Origin of the sequence: Rudanella lutea DSM 19387 (genome assembly GCF_000383955.1) — a bacterium.
Lineage (GTDB): Bacteria > Bacteroidota > Bacteroidia > Cytophagales > Spirosomataceae > Rudanella > Rudanella lutea.
This window is the reverse complement of record NZ_KB913013.1, coordinates 4,799,086-4,819,077: the sequence shown is the minus strand read 5'-3', so window position 1 is coordinate 4,819,077 and position 19,992 is coordinate 4,799,086. Positions and strand designations below refer to the sequence as shown.

Below are 19,992 nucleotides of genomic sequence, written 5' to 3'. Positions count from 1 at the left end.
GAATTGAATGAATTTACTGACCAAAGCTTTACTGGAGTTAACACCCGGCCCGCTGGGGGTGTTTCAGGGTTTGACCAGCCCTGAGGGTCTCCTTGTCGACTTGCTTCTGGTCGAGGCAAACCCCGCAGCGCAGCACCTCTGGAAGCTTCCGGGTACCCCCGCTCACACAACCACGCTTTCGTCGTTAGTCCCCAACCTCCCCTCTGACGCCTATCGCCAGATACTGAATACCTTACGCCAGGCTGAACCTCAGACACAGTGGCTGACCCTACCCGGCGAATCGGGTCGGCTGTCGTTTCTAAAGCTACCCGACAGCCCTCATTTTCTGGTCGGTGGACATCGGCAAACTACCCTGATTGCCCCCTCTGGAACCGACGCCCAACATCAGACTCTGGCGAAACAAAACGAACTACTCCGATCGGTACTCGACAGCTCGCAGAGCCAGATTGCCGCGTTTGAAGCCATCCGAAATGAAGCAGGCGAAATTGTGGATTTCCGGTACGTGCTGCAAAACGAGACCAACCGCCGGACAACCCGACGCGACGACCATCAGGTGATTGGCCACACCATGCTCGAGTATTTTCCGCACACGGTTGAAACAGGTGTATTTGCCCGTTATGCGCAGGTTGCTGACACCGGTACCCCCGCCCGGCTCGATATACCGTACCAGTACGATGGACTGTCGGGATATTTTGATGTATCGGTTGTGAAGTGGGGCGATGGAATTGTGCTCACCATTCAGGATAAGCCCGAAAGCTGGGAGGCCGAACAACAGCGAAAACACCAGACCGAACTGCTTCAGCGCGTGATCGATCACTCGCCGGTGGGTATTATTCTGGCCGAAGCCATTCGGGACGAAACAGACGACATTGTAGATTTCCGGTATTTGCTGACCAACTCGTTCAACGCCGGGCTCGTTGGGCGTACCGTAGCCGATATGGCCGGACAGCTAATCAGCACGCTGTTTCCGAACTGGCAGACGATACCCCTTTTTGATACGTTTTACACCGTCACCCAAACCGGTGAAAGCCAACGGTATTCGTTCGAATATAACCATTTCGGAACACGCGGCTGGTTTGAAGGTTCGTTTATTAAGCATGGCGACGGAGTTCTGTTCACGTTTCTCGATGTGTCGGCTATCAAGCAGGCCGAGGTCGATCAGGAAATTCTGGCCAATCAGCTCGAAGCTATCCTCGATAATTCGCAAACGGCTCTTTCGCTGCACGAAGCCATTCGGGATTCGGACGGCAAGATTGTGGATTTTCGGACAGTGCGCGGGAATCGACTCGCGCGCGAAATCTGGGGACCATTGACAGAAACCATTCTAACCAAGCCCTTTAGCCAGGTACCCAACCCCACCTATGAGGCCGATTTTGCCCGATACTGCCGGGTCGTAGAAACCGGACAACCCGAAACCGTTGAGTTTACCTACGGCCCGCAAACGTTTCTGATGGCAACCGGTAAGCTGGGCGACGGCGTGGTGATTTCGTTTATCGACATCTCCGAAGTCCGGCGGTCGCGCCAGCAACTGGAGATTGTGATTCAGGAGTTGAAACGCTCCAACGAGAGCCTGCAACAGTTTGCCTACGTAGCCTCGCACGATTTGCAGGAGCCCCTGCGCAAGATTATGGCCTTCGGCGACTTACTCACCGAGCGACACCACAATTCACTGGACACCAACGCCGTAGATCTGGTGCAACGGATGCAGCAGTCGGCCCGGCGGATGTCGATGTTGATTCGGGACCTGCTTGATTACTCGCGCATCTCGACCCTGAAAGACCAGTTTGAACCGATTAATCTGAATCTGGTGATGACCGACGTGCTGAACGATCTGGACTTACTCATCCGCGATTCAGGGGCCAATATTCAGGTAGAGCAGTTGCCCACTGTTCAGGGGTCAGCGTTACAAATGCAACAACTGTTTAGTAACCTGGTCAGCAACGCCCTGAAATTTCAGCAGAGTGATCTGTCTCCTCACGTTTTAGTCAGTTGCCAGCCTGCCGACCCCGACAGCCTGCCCGCCGACCTGAACCCCAACGGACAGTATTGGCAGATTTCGGTGCAGGACAACGGCATTGGCTTCGAGAAACAGTACGCCGAACGCATTTTCCAGGTTTTCCAGCGACTCCACAGCAAAGCCAAATTTGTGGGTACAGGTGTCGGCCTGGCGATTTGCCGCCGAGTAGTCGAAAATCATAACGGCGCCATTCGGGCAACGAGCGAACTCGGCAAAGGCTCGGTATTTACGATTTGGCTCCCGGCCTGATCGCCGACGCTTTCGGAATAAGGCCAAATACTAAAAAACTGGCCCGCACCGGTGCAACTTCTGCGCGGCCGAGTGCATCTTTCCGTAAACATCGTCAAAACCATGAAAACCTTTCTAGGTCCACTCCTTGCCCTCGGCCTTCTGACCACAACATTCACCCAGGCCCAATCGACCGACGACCTCAAGCCGTTTCAAACCAAAACATTCTCGGGAATCAACGCTGTGCAGGCCCGCACCTCGGGCGGTAGTCTGACGGTAGAAGGTGGTTCGGGCAACGAAACCAAAGTCGAAATGTACGTGCGGCCCAACAACTGGAACGGGCGCGAAACCCTCAGTCAGGACGAAATACAGAAACGGCTCGAAGATTACGAGATTAGCATTCGGCAGGAAGGGAAAACCGTGATTGCCACGGCCCGGCGCAAAAATGACCGCAGTGATTGGAAACGCGCCCTGAGCATCGGCTTTAAGTTTTACACCCCACGCAACACCACGGCCGACCTCGAAACATCGGGCGGGAGCCTTCGGTTGGCTCACCTCACCGGCAACCAGAAACTCGAAACATCGGGCGGGAGCATTCGGCTCGACGATGTACGCGGTACGGTGAACGGCGAAACTTCGGGTGGCAGCATTCAGATTACCAACTGCCACGATCAGATTACCCTTGAAACATCAGGCGGCAGTATCGAGGCCACCGACTCCGACGGTACGCTTCGGCTCGAAACGTCGGGCGGCAGCATCCGACTCAACGGACTGAAAGGCAACATTGTAGCGCAGACGTCGGGTGGTAGTGTGCAGGGCAACAACATTGATGGCGAATTGAAAACGGGGACTTCGGGCGGGAGCGTCCGGCTCCGCAACATTGCCGGCAGCGTTGAAACGAGCACCTCGGCCGGTAGCATCGAACTCGAAATGACCCGCGTTGACAAGTATGTACGGGTTGACGGCAGTGTGGGCAGTGTTCGGGTGAAACTTCCCATGAACAAGGGGCTGGACCTCGATATTCGGGGCAGCAAAGTCGTGTCTGGCGAGCTGCGTAACTTCGACGGGCAGGCCGACAAAGACCGAATCAAAGGGCGCGTGAATGGCGGAGGAGCCCGGGTCGAAATCTCAGCTTCGATGGGCAGCGTGTACCTCAACCAGCAGTAAAGGCAAGAGTTGAGAGTTACAGACTACAGAGCCACTAAACACCTTTCCATAAAGTGTTTAGTGGCTTTTCGCATAGTCACTTGCAGGTCTTTTTGTAAACGGATTATCAATCTTTTCGACGTGCAGATCGGGTTTTGCTCCGCTCTGCTTTTTCGGCCTGATCCCGCTCGTATTCCTCGCGCTGACGCTTGTCGGCCACGAGATTTCGGTACAGCCCATTCAATACATAGATATCGTCCACCTCATCGATCAGGCGGTGTAGTTGTTCGCGAACCTGATTAATATTCATCCTGTAAGTTGATTAGTCTACCCGGCGTTCTGTTGGGTATTGCTCCAACTCCATAACCCAGCCAGCGGCAGAACGTTCAGGCAGACGGGTCAACGCCCCCCGATTAGTGAAAGAATAAGTACCCGAGCCCGATTCCCGCCAATACGCCCACAAAGTCGGCAATAAGGCCCGCTACAATGGCGTAGCGTGTCTTTTTTATCCCTACCGACCCGAAGTACAGGGCAACAATGTAGAAGGTGGTATCGGCCGATCCCTGAAAGATACAGACGAGCCGCCCCACAAACGAGTCGGGCCCGAACTGTTTCATGGCATCAATCATGAGGGCCCGCGCGCCCGACCCACTCAGGGGTTTCATGAGGGCAACGGGTAGGGCATCCGTAAAATCGGTGTTTACGCCCGTCAGCCCAATCACGTATTTAAGGCCGCTCACGAGGTAATCCATCGCGCCCGCATTCCGAAACGCGCCAATGGCCACCAGCATACCCACCAAATACGGAATAATGCGCACCGAAGTTTCGAAACCGGCTTTGGCCCCTTCGATGAACGTATCGAAAACATCAATTTTCTTCCGGATGGCACCCGCCAGAAACGTCACGATAATACTCAGCAACAGGACGTTACCCACCACTTTCGATACCTGCTCGATTTGCTCTTTGGGCAGACCTGACAGGTACCAAAGCGCCAAGCCCAAAAAGGCCGTAAGGCCACCAATACCACCCAGTACGGTGCTATTGAGCAGGTTGAGCCGCTGTTTGATACCCACAATCAGGATACTCACCACGGTAGTTACGTAGGTGCCAATGAGGCAGGGAATAAAAATATCCGACGGGTCGGCGGCCCCCAGAATAGCCCGTTGGGCCATGATACTCAGCGGAATAATGGTGAGGCCCGACGTATGCAGCACCAGAAACATAATCTGGGCGTTGCTGGCGGTGTCTTTCACGGGGTTTAGCTCCTGCAAACTCTGCATGGCTTTCAGGCCGAAGGGCGTAGCGGCATTGTCGAGCCCGAGCATATTGGCCGAAAAGTTCATGATCATCTGCCCGTTGGCGGGGTGATCTTTGGGCACTTCCGGGAAGAGTTTGTTGAAAAATGGCCCAATGACGCGGGCGATGGCGTTGATGGCGCCAATTTTCTCGGCAATGTTGAGCAGCCCCAGAAAAAACGTCATAACCCCCGCTAAAGGCAGGGCAATGTCCATCACAGCTACTTTCGACGAATCGAACAACCCCTCTACGATGGTCTTGAAAATCTCGGTATCGCCAAAAACCAGTAGCTTGACCAGAGCCACCAAAAATGCAATCAGAAAAAACGCAACCCAGATGTAATTTAAAGCCATCCCTATTGATTCAGTGAAAGAGTGAAAGAGCGAACGAGGCTCTACCAATTTGATTACGGCCACCAGCTCACATATTCACGGCCGCCCGCGAGAAATGCTGTAAGTTTACGGCATCAGCTTCACAAAACAATCGTATTTGGGTATGCAAAACAGAGTCCGGCTGGCTATATTTTTCTATTCACTCATTCAGGCATTCACGCTTTCGCTCATTACCAACGCTCAGGGCCTCGAAGCCTCCATGCAGGCACAACGGCTTGTGAATATCCAAACGGTTGACCCATCGCTGCTGGTTGAGTTGAAATATTCGACGACAGACAATTTTGTCAAAAAAGACGTGTACGGCGACCTTACCCGCGCTTACATGCAACCTATGGCCGCCCAGAAATTAGCCAAAGCCAACGCCCTCCTGAAGCAGCAACAACCCGAGCTACGCCTGCTTGTGTACGATGCCGCCCGCCCGCGGGCGGCCCAGTGGAAGCTCTGGAACGCCCTGCCACAGTATCCCGAAAATGTACGCCGGAAATACGTAGCCGACCCCCGCGAGGGCTCCATTCACAACTACGGTTGTGCTGTTGACCTGACCATCGCCCGCGTACAAGGCAACGATTACGTGCCACTCGACATGGGTACTCCGTACGACTATTTCGGCGTGTTGGCCTACCCCTCCGACGAGGAGCGGCTGTTGCGCGAAGGCAAGCTAACCAAGCAACAGGTGGCCAACCGCAAACTACTCCGATCCGTAATGCGGCAGGCGGGTTTCTCGTCCATCGAGTACGAATGGTGGCACTTCAACGCCCTCTCCCGCCAAAAAGCCATGATGCAGTTCCGGATTGTGGAATAGGGAAAAAAGGGAGAAAGGAGAAAAGGGGTTCCAGCGCAACGTTGCGTTAGCCTCCTTTTTTCCTTTCTCCCTTCTCCCTTTCCTCCTTTCTCCTTTTTCAATACACCTCCATTTCGGGTTCGACTTCGCGCGCCCAGGCGTGAATACCCCCGTCGAGGTTGTAGAGGTTGGTCAACCCGAATTGGGTGTGCAGGTAATTGGCTACGTTGGCCGAACGGATGCCGTGATGGCAGTAGACCACCACCGGTTTATCGGTCGGGATGCGCTTCCCGTTGTTTGGGATTACCCCGACCGGAATCAGCACGGCCCCTTCGAGGTGGCAAATGTCAAATTCAGGACGCTCGCGCACGTCGAGCAGGAAAATATCTTCCCCAGCCGCCAATCGGTTAGCCAGCTCCTGCGGGGCTATTTTTTGCGGACCGTTTGCAGCCGATTTAGCCGGTTTGTATCCTGAGCTAAGGCCAGCCTGCGCGAGGGTTTCGGCATCGGTCCGGCGCTTCACCCGGATTTTCTGAAACGACATGGCCAACAAATCGACCATGAGCAGATGCCCGCTCAGAGGCTCGCCCAGGCCCGTCAGCATCTTGATTACTTCAGTAGCCTGATACGTGCCGATTACCCCCGGCAACACACCAAGCACGCCCGTGTCGTTGCAGTTCGGAATCTCCATCTCGTTCGGAAACTCCGGAAACAGACACCGGTATGTAGCCCCCCCCTGATGGTTGAGCACCGCCACCTGCCCCTCAAACCGGTGAATAGCCCCGTACACAAACGGCTTACCGAGCGTGACGCACGCATCGTTGATCAGATAACGGGTCTTAAAATTGTCGGTGCAGTCGACCACAATGTCGTAGCCTTCGGCAATGGCGCGGGCGTTGTCGCTATCAAACGCGAGCGAATACGTATCGAACGTAATCTCGGGATTGAGCTTTTGCAGATGCGCCACAGCGGCCTTGGCTTTGGGTTTACCCAGCTCGTTGGTGGTGTACAACACCTGCCGTTGCAGATTGCTAATATCCACCACGTCAGGATCGACCACGCCGATGGTGCCCACGCCGGCCGCCGTCAGATAAAGCAGCACCGGACACCCCAACCCACCTGCCCCTACGACAAGAACCGAGGCACTTTTGAGCTTAAGTTGCCCCTCAACACCTACCTCCGGCAGGTTCAGGTGCTTTTGATACCGTTTGTATTCAGCAGGTAGTAGCATAGTAATTTTAGGTGAGGCTGTTACGCTAAAATACGCTTTTTGAGGGGTATTTAGTTTATGGGATAACCGGAAAATTTAAAAGAGGGAGAAGGAAAAAAGGGGATAAGGGAAAAAAGGAGGAAAGGGAGGAGGGGGATTCCGGCGCAACGTTGCGTCAGCCTCCTTTCTCCTTTTTCCCTTTCCTCCCTATTTCACCAACTTCTCAAACAAACGTTCCAGCGTTTGGTCGGGGTCGGTGCAGAGACCGGGGTGTACAGGAGAAGTTTGCACAATGGTGCTGCGGGCGGCCGTGAGCCATCGAAACCGGGCGGCCGTAGCCAACTGACCGATTGGCCCACCCGTTTGCCGACCTGCACAAATCCGCTCGAAAGCCTGCAAGCGGTGGGTCAGTTCGTCGAGGTCGAGAGTGGCCGAAAAAGCCGCGAGCCGCTGCGGGTCGAGGAGGTAGCGGGTTTGTAGAAAGCCCCGGGCTGAGCAGTACAAAATAACGCCCACGTTCAGAAACTCTTCTCGTTCGACACGCGGCACCACCCGGATTACGGCGTATTCAAACAAGAGATTTTCGGGCATGTTGCGCTGCGTTGACAAAGACCTCCGAAACGGAAAGCCGGGTGGTTAAAAACTGAACATACATCTGCCGACGGTCGGCCGGCGACATCTCCGAGGGGCCCGCACTCGACGGTTCGTCCGTCAGCCACTCGTCGGGCACGAGACCTACAATCGCTTCAATACGGCTAGGGGTGAGCACCGCCCGAAACTCGGCATCGACCGCTTCGAGCTCGCTTGCCTGCGGGAGCAACACATGATCTTTGACCTGGACAAATGGTCGATGGGCGTGTTCTTCCCACGACCCACCGGTGTGGTGAAAATACAGCGAAGCGCCGTGGTCGATCAGCCAGAGTTCTTTGTGCCAGATCAGCATATTGGTGTTGCGGGCCGTCCGGTCAACGTTGGTCATGAGGCAGTCGAGCCACACAATCTGCGACGCCAGCCGGGCATCGACCGGAGTCACGAGCGGATCAAACGTGATGGCCCCCGATAAGTAATGGAGAGCGAGGTTGAGCCCGGTACTGGCTTTGAGCAAATCCTGAATTTCTTCGTCGGGTTCCGTGCGGCCAAAGGCTTCGTCGAGTTGGGCAAACACGATTTCGGGCATCCGTAAGCCCAGCAACCGGGCCGTTTCGCCCGCAATCAGTTCAGCAATGAGGGCTTTGGCCCCCTGCCCCGCTCCGCGAAACTTGAGTACATACAGAAAATCGTCGTCGGCCTCGGCCAACGCGGGCAGTGAGCCCCCCTCGCGCAGGGGCGTAACGTAACGCATCACATGGACGGTACGGAGATCGGGCGGTTGGTAATTGGGCACAGATTACTAACGGGTTTATGGCGGCCGGCGTTCCGGTTGATAGCGGCTATTGCCTTGGTTTTTAATTCATAACGACCCAGTTTGGTACCCAGAACCAAAAACCCAAACGCCAGCCACCATCCCCCACAAAGACAAAAGTACGGCGATTCGGCCCAGACTTAACAGCGAGGGGCAACCGTTGCCTGAATCAACCCGCGCTACTCAACTGATCCACCTGACTCTGGAGCCTGCCAATCAGCAGATTACCAATTCGGCGGGTTAGTTCAGCTTCTTCAGCCACAAAGATGGCCCACTCTTCGGGCGAAAACTGCCCCACCACCATCCCAATCAGCATCAGCCGCAACCGGGTATCCTCGCGCACCGAACGCTCAATGTACGCCAGCTTGTCTTCGGGGCTAAACCGGTCGAAGGCCACTTTGCGTTTGGGCAAATGATGCCGGTAATACGCCAGAATAAGATCGTTGAGGGCTTTCAGTACCGGCCGGAGTGTTTGGTTCTGAAACTGCTCGGCGGTCGATATAGCCGTGGGTTCGGTTGGAATTTTGGGGCGGGGTTTCACTTGTTTTCTTTGTTCGACTTTCCTAAAAAATCATCTTCGCCCATACCGGTCGAGTGGTCGTTTACGTCCGAAGCATCGACTGAGACATCGTCTTCGTTGATGCTCACCAGCCGGGGCTTGCCTTCGGTTTCCTCATTGCGGTCGTACATCTCTTCGGTCGGGCCTGTGGGCGTTCCGTGGGTTGTGTTGCTTTCCATAACGTTGTCTAAGTTTGTTTCTCAGAAAACTCACCAATGGGACAAAGGTTCTGAAACCAGCACCCGTTGTTTTTGCGTATGACTCCAACCTGGCAAATCTGGATCGACACCGGCGGCACTTTCACCGACGGCATTGCCCGCTCGCCTGAGGGCCCTTTGCACCGCACCAAAGTACTTAGCAGCAGCCGACTCCGTGGCCAACTCGACACCGACGGGCGGTTGCGGGCACCGTGGCTCAACGCCCCTATTTTTGCGGGCTACACCCTGCGGATTGTCGGTACGGGCGAGACCTACCGCGTCCGGTCGCTCAGTACGGAGGGGCATCTTCAGCTAGACCCTACGTCTGAACCGGCAGGCAACCCAACCCTACCTACCGGAACAACTGTCGAACTATTTACCGGCGAAGAAGCCCCCGTTTTGGCCGCCCGACTCCTGACCGAAACCCCGCTCGACAGGCCCTTTCCTCCACTCGAAATGCGGCTGGGCACCACTAAAGGAACCAATGCTCTGCTCGAACGCAAGGGTGGTCGGGTAGCCCTGCTCGTAACGCGTGGCTTCCGCGATTTGCTCCTGATTGGCACCCAGCAACGCCCCAACCTGTTTCAACTGGCCATTCCTCCCGCCGAGGTGCTTTACGAGTCGGTTCTGGAAGTGGATGAACGGCTCGGGGCTGATGGCGCGGTGATTACCCCCCTTGCCGAAAGCGCCCTCTCGACCTTAATCGATGAACTCCGGCAACAAAACCCCGACGCCATTGCCATTTCGCTGCTTAACGCGTACCGCAATCCCGCCCACGAAAACCATATCCGGGAAGCTTTGCAACGAGCCGGCTTTTCGCACATCACCTGTTCTACCGAGGTATCGGCGGCACCCGGCTACGTAGCCCGCACGCAAACCGCCGTGGCCGATGCCTACCTAACACCGGTTTTGCACGCGTACCTTACCAACGTACAAACTCAGCTGGGCCCGGCGGCTACGCTCCGCATCATGAGCAGTGCGGGTGGTTTGGTGCGGGCCGATCTGTTTCGGCCGAAAGACAGCCTGCTGAGTGGCCCGGCCGGGGGTGTTATCGGAGCCGGGCAGGTAGGAGCCGCCCTATCGCGGGCGGCCCTAACCGAACCACACAACACGGGCAGCGGAGTACTTACGCTCGATATGGGCGGCACCAGTACCGATGTAGCCCGCATCCAGATTCAACATGGCACTGGCATACCCGACTACCGATTTTCGACCCAGATTGGCCCGTTTGAACTGCAATTGCCCTCATTGGCTATCGAAACGGTAGCAGCCGGGGGCGGGTCAGTTTGCTGGTACGACCAAACCCAGGGCCGTTTACGCGTAGGGCCGCACAGCGCCGGGGCCAACCCCGGCCCGGCCTGTTACGGTGCGTCGGGGCCGGGTGAGGTTGGTTTACTCACCATCACCGACGTCAACCTGTTGCTCGGGCGGCTGCACCCGGCTCAGTTCGGCATCCCGATTTTTCCGGAAAAGGCACAGGCCGCCCTCGATGCCGTCAGCCAACAGGCCAACGCACCCGCCGAGGCCATTCTGGCTGGTTTTGCCCGCATTGCCGACGAAGCTATGGCCGGAGCTATCCGTACCATCTCCGTTGCGCGCGGCTTCGATCCGGCCGAGTACAGTCTTCTGGTATTTGGCGGAGCCGGGGGCCTGCATGGCTGCTCGGTGGCCCGGCTACTGGGTATGAAACGGCTCGTTTTGCCCTTCGACGGAGGCTTGTTGAGTGCCTACGGAATTGGGCAGGCACGCAGCGAACGCATGACCGCACAGGCCATTCTGAAACCGCTAAACGAAGTTTTGCCCGAACTCCCCGACCGAATCGAAGTCCTGACCGAGCAAGCCACCACGGCCCTTCAGGCCGACGTGGGTGCGGAGTTGGGGATTGAGATCACGGCCGTGCGGGTGTTCATGCGGTTGCAGGGGCAGGAATCAACCGTAGACGTTCGATACTCTCATACTGAGCACCTGGCCGACGCGTTCCGGGCAGCCTACGAGCATCGGTACGGACACTACCCGGCCGGCCGGGCCGTTGAGGTCGAGAGCATCCGGGTACAGGTCGCTACAGCAGTTCCCCTGCCCGAACCCGCTCAGGCCCCGCCCGCACCCCGACCGGCCCAACCGGCTTTCCAGACCGGCCCATACCCTGCTTACGACTGGGCAGCCCTGCAACCGGGCGACAGCTTCGCGGGCCCGGCCCTGCTGCTCAACACCACCTCGTCGGTATTCATCGAACCGGGCTGGCAGCTTACCCTCCAACCCAACCGCGACGCGGTGGCACTTTTCGACGAACGGCCGGACCAGACCGACACGGCCACCGAAACCGATGTGGAGGCCATTCAGCTGGAGCTGTTTACCCGCCGGTTTATGAGCATTGCCGAAGAAATGGGCACGCAATTACAGCGAACGGCCTTTTCGACCAACGTAAAAGAGCGGCTCGACTTCTCCTGCGCCCTGCTCGACCCACGCGCCCAACTCGTCGCTAATGCCCCACACATACCCGTGCACCTTGGGAGTCTGGGCGTGTGCGCCCGCCTGTGTCTGGAGCAACTGCCGCTGGAGCCGGGCGACGTAATCATCACCAACCACCCCCGCTTTGGCGGCTCGCACCTGCCCGACGTAACGCTGATTCAGGGTGTGTTTACCGAACCAACCGCCGATGCCCCCGAACCCCTGCTGGTTGGCTATGTCATAAACCGGGCACACCACGCCGAAATTGGCGGTAAAGTACCCGGTTCTATGCCGCCCGATGCCACTACCCTCTCCGAAGAGGGCGTGGTGCTGGAACCTCAATACCTGATGCGCCGGGGCGAGTGGCTCTGGGACGACGCTACCGGGCAGCGGGGGGTGAAAAGCCGCTTTACGGAGGCCCCCTACCCCACCCGGTCGCTTGCCGAAAACCGGGCCGACATTGAAGCCGCCCTGGCCTCGCTCCGGGCGGGCGAAACGGCCCTGCTCAGTCTGGTACGGGCGTACGGGTTGCCTACCGTTCACCGATACATGGAACGGCTGAAACAGTCGGCTACGGAGCGCATGGCGCGGGTACTTACGCAACACGAAGGGGCCATTTTCGAGGCCACCGAAACCCTCGACGACGGGCATCAGATCCGGGTGGGAATTCGGGTGCAGAACGGAGCAATCGAATTTGACTTCCGGGGCACCTCGGCCGTGCACCCGTACAACCTCAACGCCAACCTGTCCATCCTGCACAGTGCCGTGCTGTACGTACTCCGGCTCTGGTGCAACGAAGATATGCCCCTCAACGAAGGCCTGATGGCCCCCGTACGGTTTACCCTCCCCGAATCGTCGTTTCTGAATCCGCGTTTCCCAGCCGACCTGTCGGAACCGGCCCCGGCCGTTGTAGGCGGCAACACCGAAGTGAGTCAGCGGCTGGTGGACACCTTGCTCAAGGCCCTTGGGCTGGCGGCCTGTAGCTACGGCACCATGAACAATTTTCTGTTTGGCGGGGCCGATTTTGGCTATTACGAAACCATTGGTGGAGGCACCGGGGCCACCGTAGGCGCCCACGGGCGGTCGGCGGTGCATCAGCACATGACCAACACCAAACTCACTGACCCCGAAGAGCTCGAACGGCGTTACCCGGTTCGGCTGCGGGCGTTTGGCATACGGGCGCACTCGGGCGGGGCAGGCACCTGGCGCGGGGGCGACGGCATCACGCGCGAAATCGAGTTTCTGCAACCCGTACAGGCTACACTGCTGAGCCAACACCGGCAGGTGGCCCCCTACGGCCTGAACGGCGGTGAGCCGGGGCAGGTGGGGCGGCAATGGCTGGTGAGCGCCGACGGCGAACCGACCGAATTGCCGGGCATTTTTACACGGGCCATGCACGCCGGTGAGCGGATCCGAATCGAAACACCCGGCGGGGGCGGCATGGGCGGCAACGACCGGGGCGTGTGCTAAAGTCGCGCAACAATTTTTACCCGGCCCGGTTCTACCTGTTGAATCTTACATACTCATGTTATGACTACCGATCTGAACAAACCGGAGACCAAAGAACAAGGCGTTAAAAACATTCAGCCCAACATCGGTCTTAGCAAAGACGTTCTGAAAAAAGACAACGAACTGCTCAACGCGTACCTGGCCGACCTGCATGTGCTGTACATTAAAACCCGCAAATACCACTGGAATGTCGCGGGCCCAAGCTTCAAGGAATACCACGAGTTTTTTGAAGAGCAGTACAAGCAGATGGAAGAAATGATCGACGAGGTGGCCGAGCGTATTCGGATGCTGGGTGGCAAGCCCCTCTCGACCATGGCCGACTTCGTGAAAGAAACCAGTCTGGAAGAAGATAAGTCGGGCGAAGTGAAAACCCGCGATATGTTTGAGCGCCTGCTGGCCGACCACGAGCAGGTGACCCGCGAACTGCGCGACGACGTGAAAACGACCGACGAAGAACTCGAAGATGCCGGTACGGCAGATTTCCTGACGGGCCTGATGGAAGAACACGAAAAAATGGCGTGGATGCTGCGGAAATACCTGTCGTAGACTCGCATTAACCCACATTTACCCCAACACCCGGTTAGACGCCGGGTGTTTTTTGGTTTCTACGGGTAGACCTGCGCACCCATTTGCCCTATGCCTACCCCTCGCCGAGCGTTTCTGAAAACCCTTTCGGGTCTGGCCGGAGCCGCCCTTTTACCGGGCCAAGCCTCCTTTGGCGCACCCGCTGTGCCCCATCTGTCGTGTAATTCATACACCTGGAACACGTTTTACAACCGCGACAAAAAGGTCTGGATGGCCGATCCTGACGCGTCGCTGACAGAGTACGTGGCCTCGGGCCTGACCGACTATGAGCCCAGCCTGAACACACCCGACGAGGTGGCCAAACTGGCTCCATACTTACGTCGGTACAGCCTCCTGATGCGGTCCATTTATGTCAACAGCTCGCTGCACGAAGCTGCCGACGCCCCCGCTTCTATCCAGAAGGCTGTAGCCATTGCCGAAGCCGCCAAGGCCCTCGGCACCCGTATTGTAGTCACCAACCCAAACCCACTCAAGTGGGGCAGTGCCGACAACAAAACCGACGCGCAACTCACCGAACAGGCCCGCAACCTCGACCGGCTCGGGGCTGCCCTCCGCGACCGGGGGCTCACGCTCGCCTACCACACCCACGACCCTGAGTTTCGGGCGGGGGCCCGCGAGTTTTACCACATGATGCTCCACACCAACCCGCGCCATGTGGCCTTTTGCCTCGACGCCCACTGGGTGTACCGAGGCACGGGCAACTCGCAGGTGGCGTTGTTCGATATTGTCAAACAGTTTGGGAGCCGTATTGTAGAGCTACACATCCGGCAGTCGAAAGGGGGAATCTGGCAGGAAACCTTCACCGACGGCGATATCGACTACCGGCGGCTCACCCACGACCTGAAAGCCCTGCGTGTACGCCCTCACTTAGTTCTCGAACAATGTCTTGAGGCCCAAACTCCGCATACCCTCAGCGCCGTTGACGCGCACCGACAAGACCTGCGCTACGCCCGCGAGGTATTTGCCGGATTGGGGTAGTTTTTGAGTTTATCGTTCTTGGTTTGTTGTTTTTGGTTAAAACACAACCATCATACATACACAATCAACAACCCACCCGTGGCAAACAATGTCCAATACAGAGACTTCTGCTTGATTATTAGGTAATCAAGCAGAATTAGGTTAAACGTTAGTTTGTCATCGGAAAACCCCTGACGGGGTAAAACCGGGTCGGTATCTGACCTGAACTATTGACAGACAGCCCCGACGGGGCAAACGATGTTGGCCCTGCCGCTGTGATGACAAAAATGCCTGGCACGGATAATTCAATTTGCTTTTGCCTGAGTACTTAATCCGTGAAAATCGGCTCAATCTGTGTCATCTGCGTGCCAATTCGTTTTGCTATAAATGGAACACGGACTTAGCGGATTCTCACTGATTGTACATTTTGCCAACCGTAAACCCTAAACAGTCAGGAATGCCCAAATCTTTATCCTTTCGCGCCGGCTTAGGCAGTGTTCTGTTCTGGTCGGTTATTTCGGCGGCTTTTATTGGCCCCGGTACCGTCACCACCTGTTCGATGGCGGGGTCGCAGTACGGATTCTCGCTGCTCTGGGCGCTCACGTTCAGCACGCTCGGCACTATTTTATTGCAGGAGGCAGCCGCCCGCATCACCATTGCTTCGGGCCGCAGCTTAGGCGAAATCATCTCAGACACGTACGGTCTTCGGTCGAAAGCCCTTCCCCTGTTTCTGTTCGGGGCTGTGTCTCTTGGGTGCGCAGCGTATCAGGCGGGCAATATTCTGGGTGCCGTAGCCGGACTGGCGTTGCTCACTCACCTACCCGCCTGGGTGCTTACCATAGCCGTGGGCGTGGTAAGTACGGCCTTGCTTTGGGCTGGCTCAACAGGCGGTATTGCCAAGTTTCTGGGCATGGTGGTGGGGCTCATGGGTATCGCCTTTGCCTACGTGGCTGCCCAGGCCGTGACCGATACGCCCGCTCTGCTCACCTCGCTGGTGGTGCCGACCCTGCCCGACGGGTCGCTGGTGCTCGTGATTGGCCTGATTGGCACCACCATTGTGCCCTACAACCTCTTTCTGGGATCTGGCATTGGTGATGGGCAACAACTGGCCGAAATGCGCTGGGGTATCGGGCTGGCCGTGGCCATTGGGGGCGGAATATCAATGGCAATTTTGCTGGCCGGCACGCTCGTTACGGGCAGTTTCTCGTTCGAAAACGTCGCCCAAACCCTGAGCAGCCGCATGGGGAGCTGGGCAGGAAGTTTCTTCGCGTTTGGCCTGTTTGCAGCCGGGTTCACATCGGCACTCACGGCTCCACTGGCGGCTGCCGTTACCGCTAAAAGCCTGCTGGGCTGGCCCGAAACCTCAACGGCCTACCGCGCTGTTTGGCTCGTTGTGATGGGCGTCGGGCTGGTGTTTGGTCTGTTGGGGGTGAAACCCGTGCCGGTTATTGTGCTGGCGCAGGCAGCCAACGGATTACTGCTCCCCATTGTCGCGATCTTTCTGCTGCTGGCCGTTAACAACCGTAAGTTGCTACCCGCCGAATACCGCAACTCCGTTTGGCAAAACCTAGCCATGGGGCTGGTGGTAGCAATCACCGCCTTTCTGGGCCTACGCAACCTGTGGCTCGTTTTTGCCTAAAAAAACGGGCTACCCTTCAGGCAGCCCGTTGCACACATCTCATGGGATAGGGTCTTGAACGTCTTTACAAATGAGTTTCCCCAAGCAAGTTGGCCCATTTGTCACCTTTCACAGCCCAAGAGAAGTGTACGAGCATAGCCGACGTTTAGATGTTGGTCCCCATTTTTTTTAGCAAAAAACCTTTTTCTGTTTCAATGACTGGTAACCAAACCGGGTTTCGGGCCGTTGTGGAATAAGCATCTGCCGCCCCCGACTGACCAATCATTCGTGACCAGGCCGTCGGCAGGCCTTCTTTTTTCGAGTAACCTTACCTAATGAGAATTTTATACGTCGCTCTCGTCGCTTCAGCAAGCAGCGTTTTCGCGCAGGACGCGCCCCCCCAATCGTACACCCTCACGCAAGACACTATCCGGCTCAACGAAGTGGTAGTGCGCGCCTACGAAAGCAACCGCCCATTGCTCCAGACAGCGGCCTCCGTGGGGCTGCTGAGTCGCCGGGAGCTTACCGAACGGTTTAGTGCGCCCACGCTGGTGCCCGCCCTGAACACCCTGCCCGGCGTGCGGGCCGACGAGCGGTCGCCGGGCAGCTACCGGCTCTCTATCCGGGGGAGTCTGATCCGGTCGCCGTTTGGGGTGCGCAACGTGAAAGTGTACTGGAACGATCTGCCCCTAACCGACGCGGGTGGCAATACCCCTCTCAACGCACTCGATGTGCGGGCGTTGGGGGGAGCCGAAGTGCTCAAAGGTCCGGCGGGCAGTTTGTACGGGGCCAATACCGGCGGAGCGGTGCTGTTTTCGGGGCAGGCCACCCCGCCCGGTGTATCGAGCGTGGAGGTCAATGGATTGGCGGGCTCGTATGGGCTTGGTGGAGGGGGTGTAGCGATTGCCTCAGGCCGCGAAAACGCGTCGCTCAACCTCAGCTATCAGAACTTGGGGGCCACGGGCTACCGGACGCATTCGGCGCTCCGGCGCGACAATGTGCAGCTGACCGGTCAGTTTCGGGTGAGCGAGCGCCGGACCGTATCGGTGCTGGGCCTTTTCTCTGACCTTAACTACCAGACACCGGGCGGGCTTACCGAGGCTCAGTACCGGCTCGACCCGCGACAGGCTCGCCCGGCTACTCGCGCTACGCCCGGCAGCGCCGAGCAGCAGGCGGCTATTTACCAGAAATTAGGCTACCTCGGTTTGTCGCAGACCTACCGCTTCAGCGAACGCTGGCAAAACACCACCGCGCTGTATGCCACCGTCACGGATTTCAGGAACCCGTTTATCACCAATTACGAACGACGAGCCGATCAGGGGCTGGGTGGCCGTACCGTAACTCGTTGGCAGGCGGTCCAAAAGGGCGTCCCGACGGTGATTACGTTCGGGGCTGAGCTTGGGCATAATTTCACCATTTCCCGAAATTACGGCAACCGGCGCGGGCAAATCGACACCCTCCAAACCGACGACGAGCTGAAGGCCCTTCAGTGGCTCGGTTTTGCGCAGATCGAAAGCTCGTTGCCGGCTGGTTTTTTGCTCACGGCGGGAATCAGCCGCAATGAGGTGCGCTACCAATTCACACGCTTTTCGAACAGCCCGGCCAATGAGCAACGTCGGGCATTCGACCCGGTATGGCTGCCCCGCGTGGCCCTGCTCAAGCAACTGACCGATGCTATTTCGGCGTTTGGCAGCATCAGCACGGGGTATTCGGCCCCCACGTTACAGGAAATCCGGCCGTCGGATCTGGTGTTCAACCCACGCCTGGCACCGGAGCGCGGCACGAGCTACGAGCTGGGCCTGCGCGGCTCTGCACTGGCCGGGCGGCTTCAATTCGATCTGGCTGCGTACCAGTTTGCCCTGCGCGAAACCATTGTTCGGCGCACGACCGATGCCGGGGCCGAGACCTTCACCAACGCGGGCCGTACCGAGCAGCGGGGCCTCGAAGCCCTGCTCAGTTATCAGATTCTGAAACAAAGCAGCCCCGGCAATCCGGTATCGCTACGAGCCTGGAACGCCCTTACGCTTACCAACTACCGCTACCGCGATTATCGGCAGGGTACCGCCGACGTATCGGGCAAGCGGGTACCGGGCGTAGCTCCCACCACCAATGTGTCGGGCCTGGACCTGAACACCCGCTTTGGGTTGTATGCCTTCCTGACGTACCAGTTCCTGAACCCGTTTGCGCTCAACGACGCCAATACGGCCACCGCCGACCCCACCCGGATTGCCACGGCAACGGTTGGGTTTCGGCGCACGCTCGGGCCGGTGACGTTTGACCTGTTTGCTACCGGCGACAACCTGCTCGATCAGCAATACAGCCTGGGGTACGATTTGAACGCCTTTGGCAACCGGTTCTACAACGCATCGGCCCGGCGCAACTTTGTGGGTGGGGTTCGGGCTTCGGTGCGGTGGTAAGACCAAACCTCCGGTCTACCGGCCAACGAACCGTTTATCATTTCCGCCAACCTCGCCGGAACCCTTCGGCGGTGCCTGCCGTTGCCCACCCATGACCCGCCGATTTACCCGCATGATGGTAGTTATTCTCGTTGTGGTGGCCTTACTGACTGCCGCCCTTTTTGCCCTGCTACGCCTACCCGTTTTTGGTACCGACCCGGCGGGCACCCGTCTGGAACGCATTCGTCAGTCGCCCCATTATCAGGATAATGCGTTTCAGAACCGGGAAGAAACCTCGGTGGAGAGCAAGGAGTCAAATGTCCTGAAACTGCTGGGTGGTTACTGGAACCGTTCGCCCGAAAACGAACCCAAACAGCCGCTGCCCTCGGTCCGAACCGACCTCAACGCCCTGCCCGACGCGCAACCCACGTTCGTCTGGTTTGGGCACTCTTCGTACCTGCTGCGGCACAACGGTTTCACGCTGTTGATGGACCCCGTTTTTGGTGGAAATGCCTCGCCGGTTTCGTTTTTTGGCAAGTCGTTTCCGGGGAGCGACGCCTACGGCCCGGCCGACATGCCCGACATCGATGTACTGGTGTTATCGCACGACCACTACGATCACTTCGACTACACGACTATCAAGGCCCTGATTCCGAAGGTGAAGCAGTTTGTGGTTGCGCTGGGCGTAGGGGCACACCTCGAACACTGGGGTGTACCCGCCAACCGAATCACCGAGCTCGACTGGTTCGAAACGACTACGGTACAGGATGGCATTCAGCTAACAGCTACCCCGGCGCGGCATTTTTCGGGTCGGTCGCTGGCGCGGGGTCGCACGCTCTGGGCGTCGTATGTGCTGCAACTACCCGGCTACCGCCTTTTTCTGGGTGGCGATTCGGGCTACGATAAAACCTTCGCTCAATTGGGCGCGCAGTATGGTCCCTTTGATCTGGCTATTCTCGAATGCGGACAGTACAACGCGTTGTGGCCCAGCATCCATATGTTTCCGGAAGAAGTGGTGCAGGCCGGGCAAGACCTGAACGCCAAAGCGATACTGCCCGTACACTGGGGTAAATTTGCCCTGGCCTACCACGCCTGGACCGAACCCGTTGAACGATTCTCCAAACGCGCACAGGCCGCCGGGATGCCTTTTGCAACCCCTCAAATTGGGCAGCCCGTAGTGCTGGGGCAACCGCTCCCCCAAACGGCCTGGTGGCGCACCGTTGGAACCGGTCAGGCTCAGTAACGTTGAAT

The 19,992-nt window shown here is 57.6% G+C and carries 16 protein-coding genes; 9 read left to right on the top strand and 7 right to left on the bottom strand.

The features are described 5' to 3' along the window. The first annotated feature begins 7 nt into the window (after positions 1-7). Both RUDLU_RS28890 and RUDLU_RS0119955 read left to right on the top strand, forming a co-directional pair. Complete coding sequence (locus RUDLU_RS28890; protein ID WP_019990195.1) at positions 8-2,266, top strand: PAS domain-containing sensor histidine kinase; 2,259 nt, start codon at positions 8-10, stop codon at positions 2,264-2,266. A gap of 102 nt (positions 2,267-2,368) precedes the next feature. After that, entirely contained in the window at positions 2,369-3,412 is a 1,044-nt protein-coding gene (locus tag RUDLU_RS0119955; protein WP_019990194.1) for a DUF4097 family beta strand repeat-containing protein, read from the top strand. Between the two features lie 106 nt (positions 3,413-3,518). On the opposite strand, the gene RUDLU_RS0119950 is transcribed toward RUDLU_RS0119955, so the two are convergent. Further along, a complete protein-coding gene (locus tag RUDLU_RS0119950) occupies positions 3,519-3,701 on the bottom strand; it encodes a hypothetical protein (RefSeq protein WP_019990193.1) in 183 nt (60 codons plus the stop codon). A 103-nt stretch (positions 3,702-3,804) separates the two neighbouring features. Next, positions 3,805-5,040, bottom strand: a complete 1,236-nt coding sequence (locus RUDLU_RS0119945) for a nucleoside recognition domain-containing protein (RefSeq protein WP_019990192.1) — start codon at positions 5,038-5,040, stop codon at positions 3,805-3,807. A gap of 142 nt (positions 5,041-5,182) precedes the next feature. Between RUDLU_RS0119945 and RUDLU_RS0119940 the strand changes: the two genes are divergently transcribed. Beyond that, positions 5,183-5,881: a M15 family metallopeptidase gene (locus tag RUDLU_RS0119940; RefSeq protein ID WP_019990191.1), complete on the top strand. Its 699-nt coding sequence runs from the start codon at positions 5,183-5,185 to the stop codon at positions 5,879-5,881. A gap of 97 nt (positions 5,882-5,978) precedes the next feature. On the opposite strand, the gene moeB is transcribed toward RUDLU_RS0119940, so the two are convergent. The 5 genes from moeB to RUDLU_RS0119915 form a co-directional block, all read right to left on the bottom strand. Then, positions 5,979-7,091: a molybdopterin-synthase adenylyltransferase MoeB gene (gene moeB, locus RUDLU_RS0119935; protein WP_019990190.1), complete on the bottom strand. Its 1,113-nt coding sequence runs from the start codon at positions 7,089-7,091 to the stop codon at positions 5,979-5,981. A 186-nt stretch (positions 7,092-7,277) separates the two neighbouring features. After that, a complete protein-coding gene (locus tag RUDLU_RS0119930; RefSeq protein ID WP_019990189.1) occupies positions 7,278-7,661 on the bottom strand; it encodes a DUF3037 domain-containing protein in 384 nt (127 codons plus the stop codon). Next, positions 7,639-8,412, bottom strand: coding sequence for a HipA family kinase (locus tag RUDLU_RS0119925; protein ID WP_019990188.1), 774 nt, complete (start codon positions 8,410-8,412; stop codon positions 7,639-7,641). The genes RUDLU_RS0119930 and RUDLU_RS0119925 overlap by 23 nt, the downstream gene beginning before the upstream one ends. Before the next feature lie 229 nt (positions 8,413-8,641). After that, positions 8,642-9,013 (bottom strand): hypothetical protein, encoded by a 372-nt coding sequence (locus RUDLU_RS0119920; RefSeq protein ID WP_019990187.1) that lies wholly within the window; start codon positions 9,011-9,013, stop codon positions 8,642-8,644. Continuing rightward, positions 9,010-9,210, bottom strand: a complete 201-nt coding sequence (locus RUDLU_RS0119915) for a hypothetical protein (protein WP_019990186.1) — start codon at positions 9,208-9,210, stop codon at positions 9,010-9,012. The genes RUDLU_RS0119920 and RUDLU_RS0119915 overlap by 4 nt, the downstream gene beginning before the upstream one ends. Before the next feature lie 78 nt (positions 9,211-9,288). On the opposite strand from RUDLU_RS0119915, the gene RUDLU_RS0119910 reads away from it, so the two are divergent. The 6 genes from RUDLU_RS0119910 to RUDLU_RS0119880 all read left to right on the top strand — a co-directional run bounded on the left by RUDLU_RS0119910 (position 9,289) and on the right by RUDLU_RS0119880 (position 19,984). Then, positions 9,289-13,146 carry a hydantoinase B/oxoprolinase family protein gene (locus RUDLU_RS0119910; RefSeq protein WP_019990185.1) on the top strand — a complete coding sequence of 1,286 codons (3,858 nt, stop codon included), beginning with the start codon at positions 9,289-9,291 and terminating at the stop codon, positions 13,144-13,146. Between the two features lie 60 nt (positions 13,147-13,206). Continuing rightward, positions 13,207-13,731, top strand: a complete 525-nt coding sequence (locus tag RUDLU_RS0119905; RefSeq protein ID WP_019990184.1) for a Dps family protein — start codon at positions 13,207-13,209, stop codon at positions 13,729-13,731. 90 nt (positions 13,732-13,821) lie between these two features. Further along, entirely contained in the window at positions 13,822-14,748 is a 927-nt protein-coding gene (locus tag RUDLU_RS0119900; protein ID WP_019990183.1) for a sugar phosphate isomerase/epimerase family protein, read from the top strand. A gap of 436 nt (positions 14,749-15,184) precedes the next feature. Next, positions 15,185-16,366 carry an Nramp family divalent metal transporter gene (locus tag RUDLU_RS0119895; protein ID WP_019990182.1) on the top strand — a complete coding sequence of 394 codons (1,182 nt, stop codon included), beginning with the start codon at positions 15,185-15,187 and terminating at the stop codon, positions 16,364-16,366. Between the two features lie 314 nt (positions 16,367-16,680). Beyond that, complete coding sequence (locus tag RUDLU_RS0119885; RefSeq protein WP_019990180.1) at positions 16,681-18,762, top strand: TonB-dependent receptor; 2,082 nt, start codon at positions 16,681-16,683, stop codon at positions 18,760-18,762. A gap of 91 nt (positions 18,763-18,853) precedes the next feature. Further along, positions 18,854-19,984 carry an MBL fold metallo-hydrolase gene (locus RUDLU_RS0119880; RefSeq protein WP_019990179.1) on the top strand — a complete coding sequence of 377 codons (1,131 nt, stop codon included), beginning with the start codon at positions 18,854-18,856 and terminating at the stop codon, positions 19,982-19,984. Positions 19,985-19,992: the final 8 nt, after the last annotated feature.